Source organism: Finegoldia sp. P3-F-LR, assembly GCF_052932165.1.
Map to the genome: position 1 here is coordinate 1 of NZ_JBRFJE010000013.1, position 20,858 is coordinate 20,858.

Annotated in this window: 18 protein-coding genes; 9 read left to right on the forward strand and 9 right to left on the reverse strand. The window is 28.4% G+C overall.

Features of this window, described 5'->3' with window-relative positions; genetic code table 11:
* Positions 1-5: 5 nt before the first annotated feature.
* Positions 6-86: an IS3 family transposase gene (locus ACU68U_RS06035; protein ID WP_414731760.1), complete on the forward strand. Its 81-nt coding sequence runs from the start codon at positions 6-8 to the stop codon at positions 84-86.
* Between the two features lie 76 nt (positions 87-162).
* On the opposite strand, the gene ACU68U_RS06040 is transcribed toward ACU68U_RS06035, so the two are convergent.
* The 7 genes from ACU68U_RS06040 to ACU68U_RS06070 form a co-directional block, all read right to left on the reverse strand.
* Positions 163-1,635, reverse strand: a complete 1,473-nt coding sequence (locus ACU68U_RS06040) for a hypothetical protein (protein WP_446762932.1) — start codon at positions 1,633-1,635, stop codon at positions 163-165.
* A complete protein-coding gene (locus tag ACU68U_RS06045; protein ID WP_306479210.1) occupies positions 1,619-2,902 on the reverse strand; it encodes a sensor histidine kinase in 1,284 nt (427 codons plus the stop codon). The genes ACU68U_RS06040 and ACU68U_RS06045 overlap by 17 nt, the downstream gene beginning before the upstream one ends.
* A 122-nt stretch (positions 2,903-3,024) precedes the next feature.
* The gene (locus ACU68U_RS06050) at positions 3,025-3,714 is read right to left on the reverse strand and encodes a response regulator transcription factor (RefSeq protein ID WP_035109453.1); all 690 of its coding nucleotides are present in this window, start codon (positions 3,712-3,714) and stop codon (positions 3,025-3,027) included.
* A 36-nt stretch (positions 3,715-3,750) separates the two neighbouring features.
* Positions 3,751-6,654, reverse strand: coding sequence for a UvrD-helicase domain-containing protein (locus tag ACU68U_RS06055; RefSeq protein ID WP_446762933.1), 2,904 nt, complete (start codon positions 6,652-6,654; stop codon positions 3,751-3,753).
* Positions 6,647-9,325: a PD-(D/E)XK nuclease family protein gene (locus ACU68U_RS06060; protein WP_446762934.1), complete on the reverse strand. Its 2,679-nt coding sequence runs from the start codon at positions 9,323-9,325 to the stop codon at positions 6,647-6,649. Before ACU68U_RS06060 ends, ACU68U_RS06055 begins: the two co-directional genes overlap by 8 nt.
* Entirely contained in the window at positions 9,318-10,937 is a 1,620-nt protein-coding gene (locus ACU68U_RS06065) for a nucleoside kinase (RefSeq protein WP_446762935.1), read from the reverse strand. The genes ACU68U_RS06060 and ACU68U_RS06065 overlap by 8 nt, the downstream gene beginning before the upstream one ends.
* A complete protein-coding gene (locus ACU68U_RS06070) occupies positions 10,930-11,895 on the reverse strand; it encodes an RluA family pseudouridine synthase (RefSeq protein WP_274983443.1) in 966 nt (321 codons plus the stop codon). Before ACU68U_RS06070 ends, ACU68U_RS06065 begins: the two co-directional genes overlap by 8 nt.
* 60 nt (positions 11,896-11,955) lie before the next feature.
* Between ACU68U_RS06070 and ACU68U_RS06075 the strand changes: the two genes are divergently transcribed.
* Positions 11,956-12,345: a hypothetical protein gene (locus tag ACU68U_RS06075; RefSeq protein ID WP_094224576.1), complete on the forward strand. Its 390-nt coding sequence runs from the start codon at positions 11,956-11,958 to the stop codon at positions 12,343-12,345.
* Here ACU68U_RS06075 and ACU68U_RS06080 read toward each other — a convergent pair whose 3' ends face one another.
* On the reverse strand, positions 12,346-12,876 hold the full coding sequence (locus tag ACU68U_RS06080; RefSeq protein ID WP_154254942.1) for a DUF6648 family protein: 531 nt from the start codon (positions 12,874-12,876) through the stop codon (positions 12,346-12,348). It lies immediately after the preceding gene.
* Between the two features lie 103 nt (positions 12,877-12,979).
* The gene (locus ACU68U_RS06085) at positions 12,980-13,978 is read right to left on the reverse strand and encodes an asparaginase (RefSeq protein ID WP_446762936.1); all 999 of its coding nucleotides are present in this window, start codon (positions 13,976-13,978) and stop codon (positions 12,980-12,982) included.
* 142 nt (positions 13,979-14,120) lie between these two features.
* Here ACU68U_RS06085 and ACU68U_RS06090 point away from each other — a divergent pair, with 142 nt between their 5' ends.
* The 7 genes from ACU68U_RS06090 (at position 14,121) to ACU68U_RS06120 (ending at position 20,788) form a co-directional block, all read left to right on the forward strand.
* Complete coding sequence (locus ACU68U_RS06090; RefSeq protein WP_154271188.1) at positions 14,121-15,056, forward strand: substrate-binding domain-containing protein; 936 nt, start codon at positions 14,121-14,123, stop codon at positions 15,054-15,056.
* A gap of 206 nt (positions 15,057-15,262) precedes the next feature.
* Positions 15,263-16,132, forward strand: coding sequence for a phosphate ABC transporter permease subunit PstC (pstC, locus tag ACU68U_RS06095; protein ID WP_094207008.1), 870 nt, complete (start codon positions 15,263-15,265; stop codon positions 16,130-16,132).
* Positions 16,122-16,997: a phosphate ABC transporter permease PstA gene (gene pstA / locus ACU68U_RS06100; RefSeq protein ID WP_316533076.1), complete on the forward strand. Its 876-nt coding sequence runs from the start codon at positions 16,122-16,124 to the stop codon at positions 16,995-16,997. Before pstC ends, pstA begins: the two co-directional genes overlap by 11 nt.
* Positions 16,997-17,749 (forward strand): phosphate ABC transporter ATP-binding protein PstB, encoded by a 753-nt coding sequence (gene pstB / locus ACU68U_RS06105; protein ID WP_094207006.1) that lies wholly within the window; start codon positions 16,997-16,999, stop codon positions 17,747-17,749. The genes pstA and pstB overlap by 1 nt, the downstream gene beginning before the upstream one ends.
* Positions 17,750-17,763: 14 nt before the next feature.
* A complete protein-coding gene (phoU, locus tag ACU68U_RS06110) occupies positions 17,764-18,420 on the forward strand; it encodes a phosphate signaling complex protein PhoU (protein ID WP_094207005.1) in 657 nt (218 codons plus the stop codon).
* Positions 18,417-19,085, forward strand: coding sequence for a response regulator transcription factor (locus ACU68U_RS06115; RefSeq protein ID WP_094207004.1), 669 nt, complete (start codon positions 18,417-18,419; stop codon positions 19,083-19,085). Before phoU ends, ACU68U_RS06115 begins: the two co-directional genes overlap by 4 nt.
* Positions 19,085-20,788 carry a sensor histidine kinase gene (locus ACU68U_RS06120; protein ID WP_094207003.1) on the forward strand — a complete coding sequence of 568 codons (1,704 nt, stop codon included), beginning with the start codon at positions 19,085-19,087 and terminating at the stop codon, positions 20,786-20,788. The genes ACU68U_RS06115 and ACU68U_RS06120 overlap by 1 nt, the downstream gene beginning before the upstream one ends.
* Positions 20,789-20,858: the final 70 nt, after the last annotated feature.

Consider the following 20,858-nt stretch of genomic DNA (forward strand, 5'->3'; position numbering starts at 1 on the left):
AATATATTAGATGGTACAATGAAGATAGAATTAAAACAAAATTAAACGGAATGTCCCCTGTTATGTACAGATTACATTCCGCTTAAAATATTATTAAATTATTCCGTGTTTACGGGTTCAGGTCAATTTATAGATTATCTACTTCTTTTTTTCTATTAATTTTTATTGTCTAAGGTTAGTAATAAAAGATGATGGAATTTTGTCATTGTTTTGAAATTCTTTTTTCCACATTTCTGCATAATTTCCGACTGCCCACTCACTCATTATAATTGAATCATCTTTTGTAATTGGAATACTTCCAATTAATTTATTATCATTAGAATAATCATAGATTAATATTTCGTCTGTCGTTTGAACTATTAATATTCTTTTATCAGGAGAAGAATAAGCATCTATCGCACTGCTTTTTAAATTTTTTATAGATTGCCAATTCATAGATAATTCATCTGGCGATAAATTCAAATGTGAAACTATATTTAGTATTACATTTTTTAACTTAACTTCGTTATTTTCTTTAAATGTATATTGTGTTTGGTAATTCCACTTACCTGAATTTCTTACAATTCCAATATTTTTATAATCTTCATTTTTATCATTTGAAGAAACTTCAGAATTAGACTCTGTGTATTCTTCTGCAATAGAATTTTTCAATACATTTACAGCTTCTTTTCCTCCGATTTGATCTATATTCAATTCATTATTATTGCTCATTTTATCTATGTCATATATAGAATAATATTCAAATTGATGCTTATTTCGCATGATTGAGATATATTCTGGACCTAGGTATGTTATTTCTGCAGATGAGTCAAACTCTAATTTTTTATTTTCTTTGGAGTTTTCACCTGAATAAACCGGCTTGGCTAAGAATTGCTCTACATAGTTATTATCAAATTCATTCTTTTTGTATTCCATAGTCCAGAACCCATTTTTTCTAGGGAAAAACAATGCAGATGTTTGATAAATCTGTGCGCGATTTTTCTTGTCGATATCCAATAAAATAGTCCTATAAGATATATCACTTTCATCATTTCTTACAACTTTATTTTTGATTCCAATTAAAAGAGCAATATTTTCTTTGTCTTTTAAATTGTTTCCTTTATTTTCATAATATTTACTTTCATAGGTTGACTGGTAATTCTCAATAAAAGTTCTGCTGACTTGATTTTCAGTTTTTTTCATGTAATAAAGCACTCCGTTGTATGGTAAAATTATATTGTTTTTATCCATTACAACAACATCTTGATAAAACTTGCTGCCATCAGAAATTGTAATGACCATTTTCTTATCTTTAGAAAATTTCTTACTTATATTTTCATCGCTTGTTTTTTTACTTAGATAATTTTGTAAACTGACAAATTTAGACGAAAATTTAGGGTTTATAGTAAATCTTTTTCCAAAAACAACTATAGATTCATCGACGTAAAGTTTACCTATTTCATCTGAAACTTTGGATTTAGAATCAGAAAAGCTTTCTTTCTTATCAATTTGCCACACACCTGCTGCAACCAATAAATTATTTTCAGGAACTTTGATATTTTCAACTGCAGATTGTTCTTTATTTCTGAACATTATGAAAACAATCAACAAAATTAAAACTATCGTACCTACCAAAATACTAGTTGTTTTTTTCATTTTCATCATCTCCTAATGGCAATGTAAACGAAACTGTAGTTCCTTCATCTAATTTAGATTTAATCATCAATTCTCCCTTGTGAAGTTTTACTATTTCTTCACAAATAGAAAGCCCCAAACCTACATGAGAATTCGAATTAGAGCCTTTGTAAAATTTTCCAGTTACAAGTTCTATTTCTTCAAATGAAATTCCTATCCCTGTATCTATTATAGATACTTCTGCAAATTTTTCCGTTTTTTCAATATTAATAATTATCGTTCCTTTTTCTGGAGTAAATTTTATAGCATTATCTAAAATATTAATGAAAACTTGCTTAATTCTATCTTCGTCAAATGTAGCGATGAGTTCTGGACTTTCATAATTCAATATCAAATCAATTCCTTTAGAACGAACTTTAGGAAGCAATTGATTTTTGATGTGTTCTGCTAATTCAATTAAGTTTTGTTTTCTCTTAATGATTGAAATTCTTCCAGAAGTAAACCTTGAAAAATCAAGTAACTCCTCAACCATGTTTGTAAGTCTGTCGCATTCGCTATCGATTATATCTATTCCCATAGTTGTTGTTTCTAAATCTGATGGATCGTATTTTAAAGTTTGCGCCCATCCTTTTATAGAAGTTAATGGTGTTCTCAATTCATGTGACACACTTGAAATAAATTCGTTTTTCAATTGTTCTTTCTTGTTAATATTGTCCGTCAATAAATTCAAAGTCATTCCAAGTCTTCCAATTTCATCTGTATCATTTTCTTTTGCTCTTACTTCCATATCACCCTTAGCCATTCTTTCGGCAGTTTTTGCAAGGCTATTTATCGGTTTGATTATGCTTTTAGTTAAAATTTTGCTCAATAAAATACTGAATAATATTACTAAAAATCCGAACAAAGCAAAAGATACTGACTTCACTCTTATTGCCCTGTCTATTTCCTTTAAACTTGAAATATATCTTAAAACTCCGACTTGTTTTCCCCTGGATTCAAGTGGAACAGAAACAGAAATAATATTTGAATCAGAATAACTAACTTTTCCTGTGTATCTTCCACTTTGACCATTTATTGCACTTACTACATCTGATGTTTCTATTTTTTCGCCCAAATTTGGACTTGCAATTGAGTCAAATACAACAACTTGATTATTGTCCAAAATTTGCACTTGGCAGTCAGTTTGTCTGTAAAATTGGTTTTTGTCTTCGGCAATTACTTCATCTAGTTCATAATCTGCCATATAAGAGCTATACAAATTTGTAGAATATCTTATTTCGTTGTTCAAAACGCCTTCCATTGTAGAATAATAATAAAACTTAGTAGCATAAATAGAAAATATAACAAGTATTATCGCGGTAATACTTGTTAAAAATACAAAGGAATACATTATTTTGTTTTTAATACTCATTATTTTTTATTTTCCCATCTGTAACCAACTCCCCACACTGTTACAATGTATTTTGGGTGAGTTGAATCTTCTTCAATTTTGCTTCTCAATCTTCTCATATTAACATCAACAATTTTAGCGTCTCCTATGAAATCTTCACCCCATGCTTTATCCATCAATTCATCTCTAGTAATTGCTTTTCCAGGATTTTGCATCAAAAGTTTTATTATGTTAAGTTCTGTTGGAGTTAATGTAATTTCTTTTCCATTTTTATAAAAAGTTCTCGAATACATATCAAGTTTGAATGTTTCATCTTCAATAATTTGGCTATTATTTTGTTTTTGCGGACTTCTTCTTAAAACAGATTTTATTCTAAGAATCAATTCGCGAGGATTAAATGGTTTTGTCAAATAATCGTCTGCCCCTCTTTCAAGCCCTTCAATTTTATCGTTATCTTGAGTTTTTGCAGTCAACATTATAATAACAATATTCGGGAATTTATTTCTTAAAATTTTGCAAACTTCAAACCCATCAATTCCAGGAAGCATTATATCTAAAACAGCTACATCTGGCTTGTTTAATTCTGCTAACTCTACGCCTTTTTCTCCAGACTCAGCTTCTAATATTTCAAATCCTTCTCTTGCTAAATTTATTTTTGTAAATTGTCTTATATTATCTTCATCTTCTACTAAAAGAACTTTAATACTCATATCACACCTCATGTATTATTATAACTCATAATTTAGCTAATTCAATTGATCTACATAATTGTTAAGAAAAACCTCAACCTCTAGTTCGCAATTTTGGTCGTAATTTTTTTCAATAATGTATCCTTTTCTTAAATTTACAAGAATCATTTTAATATTTTTGTTGTATTTTTTGTTCAAAACATAAGAATAAAACTTCAATTGCATGTGGTATTTTTCGTACAAGTATTCTTGTGTTTGTGAACTAATTTTATAATCATAAACTTTTATTTTTTCATCACAAAATTCCACTCTATCCATAAATCCAGATATCATAAGATTCTCGTACAATAAATTAAAATCCATTTCATTTTTATAATTTGAAAAATCTGTTATAAATTGGTTAAAGTTTTTAGTTGCGACATTGAAAATTTCCTTCTCATCATTATTTAAGAAATCTACTTCTTTTATACATGGATAATTACTTCCGTCAGATAATTTCGCATACATATGAACCAAATTACCAAGTAATATATAATTTATTGAAGATTTTTGAAGATTACTATCAAAAATTTCTTCATTGGAATTTAAAATACTTGTAATACCAATTGGAATAAGTTTTTCGACTTTTACTTTCTTTGGTTCTGGTATATCGAATTTTGTTTGTATTTTTTCGAGTAAAAAAGGTTTCTCATTTAATTCTAAAAATCTTATACTTCCTCTTTGTTGCAAGTCCTCAATGTATGGACTTATTTGTTTGAAATGTCCCGATTTTTTTGAATTCGAAAAAGATAACTCTTTTTTTGCACGTGTGAATGCCGTATAGTACACGTTATCAACTTCGTAATCATCCTCTTCTTCTATTAATTTCTTAACTTTTGTCAATCTAAATTTTGAATAAGGAAAATCTAGCACGAATTGCATCTGAATGTTTTCGTTGTCTATAAATAATAGAAATTTATCTTTGTTAATTGATGGTTTTGATAGATTATCCACTATAACTTTTTCAAATCCCAAACCTTTTGACTTATGAATAGTCATCAGTTTTACCAAATCACTGTGTTCATCTTCAAAAGACATTTGATATAAGTTAGTATTATTTTCAAAATAATCTACAAAATCTTCTATACTATAGTTGTTGGCATCAAATTGCTTTGCAATTTCCAAAAATTTAATTATATTTGCCTTTGATTGAAGATCATTAAATAATCCTAAGTAGTCAATCTGTTCAATATAATTAGACATTGAATCGTAAATCGTATATTTTGTAAGATTTTCCGTAAAATCTACAACTTGTTCATCAATTTTTTTCATAGTAGATTGATAGTTATCTGTTTGATTCAATATTTCATTGTAATCCACATCATATACATTAGATAATATTCCTACTTTACTTATGTCATCACCGTATCGTGCGTATTTTATGAACTGAATCAGATTTAATATTTCTCTGCATTCTTCAAGTCCTTGTTTGTCAAAAATATAATAAGGAATATTTCTATTTGCTAAACTTTTTTCGTATTCCGAGAAATCATTCTTAGTTCTAGCTAAGATAGCAGTGTCTTTAAAATTATCTTCATTGATGTATGAAACCAAGATATCTGCGGAATCATCTTTTGTTTTTGCGTCCTTATTGTTAAGTTTAAATTCATCTCTTCCGATTACTTCTCCCACTTCATTAACTGCGACTAAGCTATCGTATCTATCCTTCATTTTATTAGAATAAATGTAATTAATAGGCTCCATTATATTTGGATGTGTTCTATGATTTTCATGGAAAGTTATATATTTTCCGCCACTTTTTTTTATGTCTTCTCTAGTTTTTTCAAATACTTTTATGTTCGCTCCCCTAAAACTATATATGGCTTGTTTCGGATCACCAACTATGAAAAGATTATTTCTATCCAAAGCCTTATTTTCGCTGCACAATGTATAAAAAATATCTCTTTGTAGATTTGATGTATCTTGATATTCATCTATCATAAAATATTTATACTTTTCTTTACACGATTTTAGAATATCACCATTTTCCAGAGCTTTTTTACACATCATTTCAATATCGTTAAAATCTAAGAAACTTTTTTCATTCTTTTTTATTGAATATTCTCTATTAACTTCTATCAAAATACCGAAAAAACCTTCATACAAATCTATATAATCTTTTTCTTTATTTGAAAGTATCGCATCAACTCTCTTATTAACTTCATCAATTATTTCCTGAACATTTTCTTTCTTGCTCTCTCCAAGATTGTCAAAACTTTCTAACAAAAATCTAGTATATTCTGGAATTTCCAAAATTTGTTTATCATCATGCAAAAATTTATATAGCCTACTATTTTTCGTAAGTCCTTTGATATTATCTGATTCTTCTCTTAAATCGAATAGATAATTTTTGATTCCGATTATATCCTCATCATCAATATTTCTCAAATTAGTTAATTGAAGAATTGTTTCTCTTTTAATAACTTCAAATTCTATGTTATTTGTTCTTAATTTATTGAAAGAATCTCTGATAATTTTAAGCGTGTCTGAATATGAAATATCTAACTCACTACCAAGCTTTTTAATAAAATCAATCCTATCTTCTAAGATTGCATCAAAAATTTCATTAATCATTTTGTTAGATTGATCATCTTCTATAATTTGAAAACTAGGATCTATTGATAAATAGTACGAATTATCCGACACGATTTTTTTGCAAAAAGATGAAATGGTGGATACATTTATGTCGTCAATTAGTCTGGGATTGTTTAGCTTTTGAATAATTCTATCCTTCATCTCATCAGCAGCTTTGTTCGTAAAAGTAATGCACACGATACTTTTAATGTCGATACCTTTTTCGTACATATATCTAAATCTTTCAGAAACTACTTCTGTTTTACCAGTTCCTGCACCTGCATTTACACAAACATTTTGATTTATCGTTGAATAAGCTAATTTTTGATTGTCGCTGAATTTAATCATTGCTAGCTTTCCCTTCTGTGTTTTTTAATTTGCAAATTTTATTAAAATCACAATATTTACAAGAATTGTCATCACTTGCTTTTACGAATAAGTTCTTATTCCTAATATTTTCTCTGAATTCTTTTACTTTCTGAATCATAATTTCATCCAACTGATCCTTTGAAACATTTTGAAGATATTCATATTCTTCATTATCTCTAATGCTTTTGTATTTACAACTTACAACATCACCGTACGAAGAATATATTGCAAATTGAAATCCTTTGTTTTTGTCCAAATCTTTTACTTTCCTGAAACTATTTTTCGATAATTTATAGTCTATTAATCTAATTTTACCTGAATCTGTTCTGTCAACCCTGTCAATTCTTCCAATAAATTTTGTGTTTTCATCTAAACTAACAATAAAATCTTCTTCTAATTTATAAGGGTAAAACTTTTCAGATTCGTTTTTCATATTGTAAATATCAGTTCGAATAAAGTCTTTTAGTTTTTTCAAATACTTTTCGTAATCAAATTCATTTTCCTTAATATCAGTGTTTAATCCGAACTTTTCAAAAGAATTTCTAAGCAATCTATCCAAACTTGAAACATCTAACTCACATTTGCCATCTATAGCATCTCTTATTTGCGAAATATTTATTCCGTAAAATTCTTCCAATGTGTTGTGCAAAATAGTTCCAATATCCAATTGTCTAGACTTTATTTGCGGTTTAAGCTTCAAATAATATCTAAAATAAAACTTCATTGGACATTCAAAATATGTTTCAAGCTGAGTTGAAGATAATTCTTTCTTCAATATATATTGTGTTGTTTCGTCATCCACTTCAAAATCAGAAATATCCTTTGAGGATATTCTGCTTTCTATTCTATTTAAATGTTGTTTCAAAGAATATTTCTCATAAGCTGACACGCTGTGAAGTTTTTTTGTGTCAATTTTTTTGATATTTTTCATGTTAATTTTCTTTATCTTTTGACTTGATTTTATGTTCTTTTCCAAAATCAATCTTGATTTTATGTTGCTCTCAGTATTGTAAGACAGATAAATTTTTTTATTCGCTCTATTTATAGCATCAATAAATCTGTCAATATTTCTTTTTCTATTTTCTGCGTCTGACAAAATGTCGATTCCTCTTTTTTGTAGAAATTCTATATTATCTTCATTGTTAAAGAAATCATAATTAATTTTTCCTGGAATCACATCATCATTCATATTAACTACGTATAAAACATCGTAGTTTGAAAGTCTAATATCCGTAAGGGAATATATTCTAATTCCATCTACTAAATAATCTGTAGAATCAACCTTCAAATTTTTTATCAAATCCATCAAATAAGAGTTAATATTTTTCGATTTTTTAACAAGTTCAGCATGATTTTTATACAAATCCTCAAGTATTATCAAAAGTTTTTCAGAAAATAAATTAAATCCTTTATCATAACTTTCTTTTTTTTGAATTATTGCTATAAGATTAGCTAAAACATTAATGTTTGTTTCTATAAAATATAAATAATACGATTTAATCTCTTTTAAAATTTGTAAATTAGTTTCATAATTAACATTTACTTTCAAAATTTTAACTAAATCTTCCCAATCATCAAACTCAAAATCTGACAATATACTTCTGAACGTGACTTTATCCTTCAAATCAAATTCCATAAAACAACTATCTAGTGTAGAAAAAATATATTGCTTTAAAGTTTTCGTATTATCAAGTAGATTAATTATATCTAAGAAAAATTTGTAGTCACGATAAAAAATATAATCATCTCCAAAAACTGGAATATCGTGTAATTTCAAGGAATTCAATATTTCCCTTTTTGAGGAATCTTTTTCTAAAAGAATTGCCATTTTATTATAATCATAAGTGTATGAATCTTTTGATATTTCATTAATTAGCCTGTCTTTTTCCAAAATTTCATTGGTTAATTTAACTACCTTCTTTTCAATGAATTTATTTGGTTTTGATTTATCTTCATTTTGAATAACATCAAATCCAATATCACGCAATTGATTTACTAATTCACTTTTGTATTCATTATAATAATCCACGTAAATATAGACATTAACATCATAATTTTTCAACTGATTTATTACTTCCAATTCAATTGGTCGAAACTCACTGAATCCATGAATGTAAATATCCTTGTTTTTTTGAAGATTAAGATTTTTTGTGTCATAGGCATCAAATTTATCCAGAAAATTATACTGTTTCATAATACTTTGATATTTTTCATAGACTTTACTCAAAATATTTAAACTAACATTGTGATTAGAGATTTCTTCAAGTTCATCTATTTTTTTATTTGAATACTTACATGTAGATATAAATCTTTTGGATGAATTTATCATTCCATTAGAATTGGAAAATTTATTATCCTCAAACACCCCTTCATTGATAAGCTCTTTAATTGCTAGTCTCAAAATCAAATCTGTCAGATATGTTGAAATATCTGAAGCATTTACTAGATCATCTATAGTCCAAATCTTCACGTCGCATAGCACCGATTGTTCTTTTAAAAACTTATTTCTAATATTTTTAATTAGCTTTCTATTTGGCAAAATTAAAATAAAATCAGTGTTGCCATTTCTAATTTGATTTTTTAAGTAAGATATATTTTCATCAAAAAGCTTTGAAGAATTTGAATTAGTGTACACAATTCTCTTATTCATTGTAATCTCCTATGAATTCTTGTAAAATTGAGTTTTTAGGGACTATTGAATCGTCTTTTATTTCTATAAAATAATTCAAAATGGATTTTAACCTTTCAATCTCTGTAAAGTTTGGACCGTTTTTGTCGTAATTTTCCACTAATTTCAAAACGTATTTTTTCAAAATATTAATTTCATAAATTAATGATGAGTCTATTATACTGTCTGCTTCATTTTGATATGGAAAAACATTAATATATTCAGCAGTGTGAACTCTTGGCCATTCAGACAATGTATCATCTACGCTTTTATCTCTTTGAACAAAATCTCTCACCATTCTTCTCATAAGTCTCATATCTGTAGTTGATATTCTGTTGTGACAATCAATACTTAGTTGTGTCAATGCTGATACATAGATTTTGTATTTGTCCTTATCTGGAACTAGACTTGTAAGTTTTGGATTAAGTCCGTGAATTCCTTCCACAATTATAATTCCATTTTTGTCAAGTTTGGTGTAAGTATCGCCATATTCTCTTTCGCCAGTGATAAAATTATAAATTGGCAAATTAACATAATCGCCTTCTAATAGTCCCATTAAATCTCTGTTAAACGTTTTTAAATCAAGTGCATTAATCGATTCGTAATCCCTGTTGCCGTCTTCATCCAAAGGAGTGTCCACTCTATTTACAAAATAATTATCCATAGAAATAGGAATAGGATTTTTGCCTCTTACAGCTAATTGGACAGAAAGTCTTTCAGCCATTGTGGTCTTCCCTGATGAAGAAGGTCCAGATATTTGAACTAATCTCGCATTGTTGTAAATAATCTTGTCGGCAATGTATGAAATTTGATTTTCAAAATAAGCTTCATTTACGTTAACCAAAAAATCCATATTTCCATCCTGAATTTTTTCATTCAAACTCCCCACATAACCAATATCCAACATTTCAGTCCATTTTTTTGATTTGGAAAATATTTTTGAGAGAGCTTTTTGTTCTTTAAAGTCGGTAAATTCACCAGTTCTACTGACACTTAATGCTACTCCTGGAAAATAGTTGATAAGTTTGTAATGTTTCAAAAATCTCGTAAATGGAGCTACAAATCCTTCTATACCGAAGTAATGATTGTGACATTTGTACAAATACACTTCATCCTTGTCTAAACTTTTTAGTAGTCTTGATTTTTGAATGTATCCTTCCTCTTCAAAAATATCAAAAGCTTCTTTCCTGGAAACTTTTACTCTTTCAATTCTAAGATTTTGATTAATCAAATCATCCATCAGTTCTCTGATTTCTTCCAAATCTCTAAAATGAATTTCGTTGTTATTTTCGAATTCAAGATACATATAGTCTCCAATTGTATATTCAACTACCAATTGATCTTCGGGAAATTTTAGTTTAAATGCCAATAGCAACAGCAAAATTCCTGTTTTCATCAATGTGTCTTGTGAATAAACGCTGTTTTCATTTACAAACTCAATCGTATCTCCATCCTCTATACTACTCATAATATCGACAAGTTTATTGTTCTTTAACGCAACAATACTATCTTCAAAACCACATTGAATGCCATAATCATAAATCGTCTTATCTTCATAGTCGTATATTTTGTTGTTGTTAATTATCTTAATCATATTTACTCTCCAAATCGTTCAATATTTTCTCAAATAAATCATCTCTTTTGCTTTCAAAAACCATAGATTCATATTTTTGGTATTTTTCCATTTTTTCTGGAAAAATTAGCTTATACGAATGTAATAATTGAAAATTCAAATCGTACTTATTTTTGAAATATTTATTAACATCTCTGTTTCCATATTTAATATCGCCAATTATCGGGTGATTAATGTGTGACAAATGAGCTCTGATTTGATGTGTCCTTCCAGTCAATAAATCTACATTGACCAGTGAATATTTCCCAAAATTTTTTACATTCCAAACTTTTGTCATGCTATTTTTTCCACTTGAATTGACCACAGATTTGTTCTTATCATTATCTTTTTCTAGCGCCAAATCAATTATTTGGTCTTTGAGATTACCAACCACAATAGTTTCGTAAATCTTAGTAATTTCGTGTTTTTTGAATAAATCATTAAAATATTTCAAGCTATCATAAGTTTTTGCACCTACAACAATGCCAGAAGTATTTCTATCCAATCTATTTACTAAAGCTGGTGTAAATGTAGAGTTTTGTGTTGGAGTAAACTGATTTGTTTTTATCAAATAGCTTACCATCATATCCACTATATTTTTCCCATAATCTTGAGGATTAGCTGCGTGTGATAATACTCCAGTTTTTTTATTAATCAATATTAAATCATCATCTTCATAGATTATATCCAAGTTAAAATCCTCAGCGGAGTATACCCTATTATCTTGATATTTTTCAATAACTTCATCGTACAAATAAATATTTACCACATCGTCAATTTTCAGATTATAATCAGGTTCTGTCCTTTTTTTATTAACTTTTACTTTTTTAGTTCTGATAAGTTTTTGGATATGATTTTTGCTCATTTTTGGCATCAATTTCATAATAAACCTATCTACCCTTTGGTTGCTATTTGAATTATCTATATTTATATGTCTCATTATTGCTCCTATTTGAAAAATTGTTAATAAATCATTATAATTTAATAAGGAAGGTGAAAAATGAAAAATTTTATTGATACAATAGTAGACTTTATTTATAAATTTGCAAAGCTTTTATTATTATTGCTCATTCTAGTCGCTACAACATTTTATGTTTACAAAACAATTAATTCAATGTTTTCCAAAAACTATACAAGTTCTCAAACTTACTCAAAGGATTTAAAAATCCAACAAGTTACTGAAGAAGTTAAAGACATTGAAATCACAATTCCACCTGAGGCAAAAGAATTGGATGTTTCAAAGATTTTAATCAGTGGAAACATAATTACCGATGAACAAGAATTCTTAGATTACTTAAAGCAAAACAATGTTACTGCTTTTAAGGATGGCAATTACAAATTAAATAAAAATATGACTACAGAAGAAATAGTAAATCAAATAAAGAAATAATTAATATCCCTTATTGACATAAGAATCGATAAGGGATTTTTTCTTTATTGGTTCAAAAACATTATTTGATATCAAATGTTGTTTAATATTTTCATTTATTGTGTGAAAAATCATCTTTTCATAATCTTTGAGTACAATTTCAAAAAGATTATCCCTCATTCTGTAAGACAAAATGTCTATATAATATGCTTCAACATTCTTGTATTCTATTAATTCCAAAATCTTCAAAATTGTATTATCTTTTTCTAGGTAATAGTTTCTGCATTTGTTTAAAGATGCAATATACTTCTTAGGTTTTTTGTTTTTGTATCTGTTAGCTATTGTATTGTATTCCTTAGCCTTTAAATTATAATATTGATAGTTAAAAACTCCCTCATTTACTGTTTTAATATCAGTGAAAGGTCTTAGATTGAAACTATTAATCAATACGTTGTTTCTTGAAATAAATTCCTGTTTTGTTATTTTCTCCTCATCTAACAAATCAATCAATTCATTTCTTTTTTTTACATAAAAATCTACATTTCTTTTCATAATTTTCCTCTAACTAAATTATAATTCATATTTCATACTTTTCAAAATTTGCAAATAAAAAACGGTAAAATATTTTTTTAAAATTATTTTACCGCTAATATTCTTATTCTATTATTGAAATATCATGATTTATAATTGAGTAAAATTCTTCTTGTATTTTTTGAATATCTCTGTTGTATTTTCCCATTACATACATCATTTTACAAACTACTGATTCTAATGTCATATCTTTTGATTCCAATACGTCTAAATTTTCTCTGATTCTCATTCCTACTTGATATACTCCAATATCTGAACCTTCTTGTGGAACTTGAGTTGTCATCACGATTATTTTATTTGTAGAGTATTGTTCCATCAATCTTAAAAACTCTTCGGATATTCCTGCAGGCATTCCACCCACTCCATAACTTTCTACGATAATACAGTCGTATTTTTCGAAAATATCTTCTAAAATATCTGCTCTCATTGATGGAATTAATTTCAACAAATAGACGCTTTCATCTAATTTATTGTAAAATTCTACATTACTCTCTGACTTATCATCAATATATCTTAAAACTTTACCATCGTGAATAATAGCAATTAATGGATAATTAATTGAGTCAAATGCATCAAAACTTTTTGTTCTAACTTTTCTGGCTCTATTTCCACAAATAACTTTTCCATTGAACACTATATTAACTCCGTGTGATTTTTCTTTACTAGCAAATATCAATGCATCAATTAAATTATTCTTTGCATCTGTAATATCATTTGAAATGGATTTTTGAGCACCTGTAATTACGATTGGTTTCGGACTTTTTTGAATTAAATAACCCAACGCAGATGCAGTGTACGCCAAAGTATCCGTACCATGTGTTATTACAAACCCATCGTATTTATCATAATTCTCTTTAATTGTTTGTTTGATAAGTAGCCAATGCTCTGGTCTTATGTCTGTTGAATCAATACTGAATAAACTGATAGTATCTAATTCAAAATCAAATTTTCTAAATTTTACATATTCTAATATATCTTTTGCTTGAAGACCCGGCGCTAATCCTTTATCTGTAGAAACTGAAGCAATAGTTCCTCCAGTTGTAATTAATAGTAGTTTTTTCATACAATCCTCCTAGAAATAGTATAACACTTTACTTTTAAAAATTGTAAACAAATAACTTTACATACAATTTACAATAATATTATATGAATTTTAAACATTACATGTATTCTATTAGTGAATTAAATATGAAAGGATGATTTATTTGAAAATCAAAAAATTTATGTTAGTTGCTATGATGCTAGTATTTGGAGTATTCATGGTAGCATGTGCAAAACAAGATGATGGAAAGACATCAGACAACTCAAACAAAACAGAAACTACTTCTACAGATTCTAAATCAAACGAAAGTGCTGGAGGAGAAATCCACGTAGTATCAAGAGAAAATGGTTCAGGTACTAGAGGAGCTTTTACAGAAATCACTAAAATCTTAGAAAAAGGTGCTGACGGTAAAGAACAAGACAAAACAGTTTCTTCTGCAATTGTACAAAACAGTACTAACGCAGTTATGATGACTGTAGGTCAAGACAAAGACGCTATTGGATATATTTCATTAGGATCTTTAAATGACAAAGTTAACGCAGTAAAAATCAATGGTGTTGAAGCAACTTCTGAAAATGTTCAAAAAGGTGATTACAAAATCTCAAGACCTTTTAATATTGCTTATAAAGGAGAACTAAAACCACTTCCAAAAGATTTCTTAGATTTCATTTTATCTAAAGAAGGACAAGAAATTGTTAAAAAAGAAGGTTATGAACAACTTCCTGAAGAAGCTAAAGCTTACAACAAAAATTCTCAAAAAGGTAAAATCGTAGTTGCAGGTTCAACTTCAGTTTCTCCATTAATGGAAAAATTAGCAGAAAGCTACAAAGCAATGTATCCAGAAGTAGAAATCGAAATCCAATCAACAGGATCTTCAGCTGGTATGAACTCAGCTATTGAAGGTGTATGTGATATCGGAATGGCTTCAAGAGAATTAAAAGACAAAGAAAAAGAACAATTAAAAGCTCAACCTATCGCTATTGATGGTATAGCAGTTATAGTTAACAAAGAAAATACTAACGCAACAGATTTAACTCTAGAACAAGTAAAAGATATCTTCACAGGCAAAGTTAAATCTTGGTCTGAAATTTCTAAATAATTCCTCTCAAAAAGCAGATCTCTTATGGGATCTGTTTTTTATTTTAAAAAATTTTAATTTACATTTGTAAAGTTTAATAATTCCCTATTTCTACGGATTTTAACTTTATTGCTCGTAAAACTTTACATTTAATTAACATTGTTATCGCATTAATTTTACAAGCTCTTGATATTATTAAGGTGAAAAAAATAAAGAAAGGATTTAATATGAAAAAGAAATATTTATCTGAATCAATAATGAAATACGTATTTTTAGTATCAGCATTGACTTCTATCTTTGCGATAGTTTTAATATGTTTTTTCATTTTTGGTGAATCAATGCCTTTTATAAAAAAAGTTGGCTTAACTAATTTTATATTTGGTAAAAATTGGGCTCCAGTCGATGTCCCTGCTCAATTTGGTATACTTCCAATGATTATCGGTAGTATTTATGTAACTATTGGCTCCATAATTATAGGAGTCCCTATTGGTATTTTCACAGCGATTTATCTTGCAAAGTTCTGCCCCAAAAAATTATATAATTTTTTGAGACCTTGTATTGATTTAATGGCTGGTATCCCATCTATCGTTTATGGTTTCTTCGCTTTGGTGGTTATAGTTCCAATGATTAGAAAAGCTTTTGGAGGAACTGGTATGAACATAGTTACAGCTTCTATTCTTCTAGGAATTATGATTTTACCAACGATAATCACTTTATCTGAAAGTGCAATAAATACTGTTGTAGATTCTTATTATGAAGGAAGTGTTGCACTTGGAGCTAGTCACGAATTAGCTGTAATGGGAGTTGTAGTTCCTGCTGCAAAGTCAGGTATATTATCATCAGTTATACTTGGAATTGGACGTGCTATCGGAGAAACAATGGCAGTATACTTAGTTGCCGGAAATCAACCTGTAATAGCAAAAAGTATTTTTTCAGGAACGCGTACTATGACAACTAACATCGTATTGGACATGGCTTATGCGTCTGGTGCTCATAGAGATGCTTTGATTGCAACCGCTATGGTATTATTTGTATTTATACTTTTAATAAATCTAATATTTAATTTGATTAAGAGAGGTGTAAATAATGGAAAATAATTCTATTGATGTATCAACAAATAGTTTAAAAAATTTAAGAAAAAATAAAACTAAAAGTAGAATCATTAAAGGTTTTATTTATTTGATGGCTTTTATTACTTTAGCTGTATTGTTTTATTTAATTATCTACATGTTAGTTAATGGTATTCCCCATTTAAAACCTAGTATGTTCTCAAACCACTATACTTCTAAGAATGTATCAATGATGCCTTCAATTAAAACTACTGTTATGTTAGTTTTGTTGACATTATTAATTGCAAGTCCTATAGGAATATTTACAGCAATTTATTTGTCTGAATACTCTAAGAAGAATTCTAAAGTAGTTACTCTTATCAGACTTGCAACAGAAACATTATCTGGTATTCCATCAATTGTTTATGGTTTATTTGGTATGTTGTTATTCGTAATGAGATTAAAGTTTAGATATTCTTTAATTTCTGGAGTTCTTACAATGTTCATAATGGTGCTACCATTAATAATTAGAGCCAGTGAACAAGCCTTGTTATCAATCGATGACGAATTAAGAGCTGGAAGTTATGCATTGGGAGCCGGAAAGTTGTATACTATAAGAAAGGTACTACTTCCTGTCGCAATGCCTGGAATCATGGCTGGAATTATTCTTTCAATAGGAAGAGTTGTAGGAGAAACAGCTGCATTGATGTTTACATTAGGAACAGATCCTCGTGTGCCATCAAGTTTGATGCAATCTGGAAGAAGTTTAGCATTACACATGTATGTATTATCTTCTGAAGGATTCCATGTAGAAGAATCTTATGCAACTGGCGTTGTATTAGTAATTTTAGTTTTAATAATAAATATAGTTTCCAATTTAATAGGAAAAAAATTGACGAAAGGAAGTAAATAATGTCTAAGATAAGTATAAAAGATGTTGATTTATATTATGATGATTTTCAAGCTCTAAAGAAAATCAATATGGAAATGAAATCTAATGAGATCACCGCTTTTATTGGACCTTCTGGCTGTGGTAAATCTACAATGCTTAAGTGTCTAAATAGAATGAACGATCTTATTGATGGCTGTCGAATCGAAGGCTTAATAACTTTAGATGGCAAAGATATATACGATAAAAATTACGATGTAAACTTGTTGAGAAAAAGAGTCGGTATGGTTTTTCAAAAACCTAATCCATTTCCAATGTCAATCTACGATAATATAGCTTATGGTCCAAGATTACATGGAGAAAAAAATAAATCTAAGTTAGATGAAATTGTTGAAAAATCTTTAAAAGGTGCGGCTATTTGGGATGAAGTAAAAGATAACTTGAAAAAGAACGCACTTTCTATTTCAGGTGGACAACAACAAAGAATTTGTATCGCAAGAGCCTTGGCTGTTGAACCTGAAGTATTATTAATGGATGAACCTACATCAGCTCTTGACCCTATCTCAACTAATAAAATCGAAGATTTGTGTCAAGATTTGAAATCAAAATATACTATTATAATGGTAACACACAATATGCAACAAGCTGCTCGTATTTCTGATAAGACAGCATTTTTCTTGACAGGTGAAGTTATAGAATTTAATAATACTGATATACTGTTCTCAAAACCTGAGGATAAAAGAACAGAAGATTATATTACTGGTAGATTCGGTTAAAAAGAGGTGGTATTATGAGAAAATATTTTACACATCAATTAGAAGAATTAAAACATAATTTAATTTTTCTTGGAGCAAATGTCGAAAGACAAATCGAACAAAGCACTTACGCATTGGAAACTCAAGACTTGGAAATAGCACAAAAAGTTTATGATTCTCAAGAAACTATTTATGAAATGTCAAAAGAAGTAGAAGATACTTGTTTGAGACTTCTTACTACACAATCTCCTGTAGCCAAAGACTTGAGATTTATTTCATCAGCACTTAGAATTCTTTCTTGTATGAGTAAAATCGGAAACCATGCACAAGAAATTTCAGAACTTGTTATGTTGATTGGTAAATCACAACTTCCAAAAGATTTGACTATGATAAGATCCATGGGTAAATGTGCACAAAAAATGCTTGTAGAAAGTATCAACGCTTTTACTGATGATGATGTCGAATTGGCAAATTCTGTAATCAAAAAAGACGATGAGGTTGATGAGCTTTTTAATCACTTCATGGAAGAATCAATAGAATTGATTAAATCTGGTTGTGAAAATCCTGAACAAATTATAGATTTAATTCAAGTCGCAAAATACATTGAAAGAATTGGCGATAATGCAGAAAGAATTGCAACTTGGGTAATATTCTCAGTTACTGGCGAAAGATACGAGGAAAATGCACAATGATTTGCTGTGTAGAAGATGATAAAAGCATAAGAGAATTAATTATCTATGCACTTAATAATGAAGGCTACGATGCAATGGGATTTGGAGACTATGGAGAATTCAAATCCACATTGTATTCTTCTAGCATAGATTTAATTATTCTAGATATTATGCTTCCGGGAAAAAGCGGGCTTGAAATTTTAAAAGAAATAAGAAATAATGAAAAAACAAAAAACATCCCAGTAATGATGCTTACTGCCAAGACTACAGAATACGATAAAATAGTAGGTCTTGATAGTGGCGCTGATGATTATATGATCAAACCTTTTAGTATTATGGAACTACTAGCAAGAGTCAGAGCGCTACTAAGAAGATCCTCACTAAGTAAAACAAAATCTAAAATTATCTATAAGAATATTGAATTAGATTATGATAAGAGAACAGTTAGTGTTGATGGAGAAAATATAGAATTAACTTACAAGGAATTTGAATTACTGTACTATCTCCTATCAAATATCGGAAAAGTTTTGACTAGAGAAAATATCATGACAAAAATTTGGGGATTCGATTTTGAAGGAGAATCACGTACAGTTGATGTTCATATAGCCACTTTAAGGCAAAAACTTAAAAACGCTTCCAGCATAATCAAAACGATAAGAAATCTTGGATACAAAGCTGGTGAATGATGAAAAGAAAAATTTACACTAGAATTTCTCTTGTCATTATAATAGCTTTAGCAGTTGGATTAGGCTTACAAACATTTATATTTTATAATTATAACAAGTCTAAAGAAGAAACTTCTCTCCTACGTGAAATACAATACGTAGATTCTATCAGCGATAATAGTCGTGATAAGACTATTACAAATGTTAAAAAGTTTAAAAGGATTAATCCTTCAAATAGATTTACAATAATTGATGAAAATGGAAGTGTAGTATATGATACTGATACAAATGTAGACTCTTTGGATAACCACTCAAACAGAGAAGAAATACAAGATGCAAGAGAATCCAAAATCGGCTCAATAACACGTAAGTCTGATAGTTTTGATAAAAGTATGTATTATATTGCTATACTTCAGCAAAATTCTGATGTTCTTAGAGTTAGCTGCGAATCTTCTAGTTTTTTGAAAACTATTTTGGATTTATTGCCTTATACCCTATTGATATTAGCATTATCATTAATATTATTAATCGATATTAATAGAAGACAAATAAGACAAATCTTAGATCCTATAGAAACTATTGCCAATGAATTAGATGATAACATCGTTAATGACAAAGAATCAAAATTATTAGAACAACCAGTTTACGATGAGCTTATACCTTTTATCAATATTATTAGACGCAAGAATGATACAATAAAAAAATATGTAGATGAATTAGAAGAAAGGTCAACTACAATTAAAACTATTACAGACAATATGAGAGAAGGTCTTATCCTACTTGATAAGAATATGAATGTTTTGTCAGTTAATAAGTCTGCTGAGTTTTTATTTGGAGCAAATGATTCAAAGTATGAAGGAAGACCCTTTATTTCATTAAACAGAGATTTAAAAATCCATTCTGCAATAAAAAATGTAATATCAACTAAAACAGCTCATCATATAAATATTGAAATGCAAGGAATTCTATTATCAATGTATATTGCACCGGTATTAGATGAAGATACTATAAATGGAGTTTTATTGTTCTTAGTAGATGAGAGTGACAAAATTAAGGCTGAAAAAAGAAGAAGAGAATTTTCAGCGAATGTTAGTCACGAATTAAAATCTCCTCTTACTTCAATTAATGGTTATGCTGAAATGATAGCAAACAACATGGTTAGTCCAGAAAATGTAAGTAAGTTTGCTACAATAATACACCAAGAAGGATTGAGATTATTAGAATTAATCGATAATATTATTAAACTATCCAAGTTAGATGAATCAGAAGATAATATTGAAAAAAGTTTATTTAATCCTGAAAAAATAATCGATGAAATAGTCACTTCTAACCAAAACAAATTGGATAATAAAAAAATTGAACTTGTTACGGATTTACAGGAAAATTGCATGATATACGGTAACGAAAATTTAATTAAAGAAATGATTGAAAACTTAGTTACAAATGCAATTAAATACAACAAGATTTCAGGTAAAATTAAGATTTCAATATTCAAAGAAAATGACAAAACTAAAATAATTTGCGAGGATACTGGAATTGGTATAGCTGAAAAATACCAAACTAGAGTGTTTGAGAGATTCTTTGTTGTTGATAAATCACGTTCTTCACAAGAATCTACAGGGCTTGGATTATCAATCATCAAACACATAGTTGATATCCACAATGGATCTATTACTCTTGAATCTAAATTAGATGTTGGAACAAAAATCACGATAACGATTTAAATACGGCAAACTGCTTGTCGTATTTTTTTCGTTAAAATGATATAATAGTTATGTTAACTTGTATATACAA

Bases quoted from the DNA above. Each gene is read 5' to 3' on its own strand.
- ACU68U_RS06115 (WP_094207004.1), top strand. From the start codon at position 18,417: ATGATTTGCTGTGTAGAAGATGATAAAAGCATAAGAGAATTAATTATC.
- pstA (WP_316533076.1), top strand. From the start codon at position 16,122: ATGGAAAATAATTCTATTGATGTATCAACAAATAGTTTAAAAAATTTA.
- ACU68U_RS06050 (WP_035109453.1), bottom strand. From the start codon at position 3,714: ATGAGTATTAAAGTTCTTTTAGTAGAAGATGAAGATAATATAAGACAA.
- ACU68U_RS06060 (WP_446762934.1), bottom strand. From the start codon at position 9,325: ATGAATAAGAGAATTGTGTACACTAATTCAAATTCTTCAAAGCTTTTT.
- ACU68U_RS06065 (WP_446762935.1), bottom strand. From the start codon at position 10,937: ATGATTAAGATAATTAACAACAACAAAATATACGACTATGAAGATAAG.
- phoU (WP_094207005.1), top strand. From the start codon at position 17,764: ATGAGAAAATATTTTACACATCAATTAGAAGAATTAAAACATAATTTA.
- ACU68U_RS06085 (WP_446762936.1), bottom strand. From the start codon at position 13,978: ATGAAAAAACTACTATTAATTACAACTGGAGGAACTATTGCTTCAGTT.
- ACU68U_RS06040 (WP_446762932.1), bottom strand. From the start codon at position 1,635: ATGAAAAAAACAACTAGTATTTTGGTAGGTACGATAGTTTTAATTTTG.
- ACU68U_RS06070 (WP_274983443.1), bottom strand. From the start codon at position 11,895: ATGAGACATATAAATATAGATAATTCAAATAGCAACCAAAGGGTAGAT.
- ACU68U_RS06120 (WP_094207003.1), top strand. From the start codon at position 19,085: ATGAAAAGAAAAATTTACACTAGAATTTCTCTTGTCATTATAATAGCT.
- ACU68U_RS06080 (WP_154254942.1), bottom strand. From the start codon at position 12,876: ATGAAAAGAAATGTAGATTTTTATGTAAAAAAAAGAAATGAATTGATT.
- pstB (WP_094207006.1), top strand. From the start codon at position 16,997: ATGTCTAAGATAAGTATAAAAGATGTTGATTTATATTATGATGATTTT.
- pstC (WP_094207008.1), top strand. From the start codon at position 15,263: ATGAAAAAGAAATATTTATCTGAATCAATAATGAAATACGTATTTTTA.
- ACU68U_RS06055 (WP_446762933.1), bottom strand. From the start codon at position 6,654: ATGATTAAATTCAGCGACAATCAAAAATTAGCTTATTCAACGATAAAT.
- ACU68U_RS06075 (WP_094224576.1), top strand. From the start codon at position 11,956: ATGAAAAATTTTATTGATACAATAGTAGACTTTATTTATAAATTTGCA.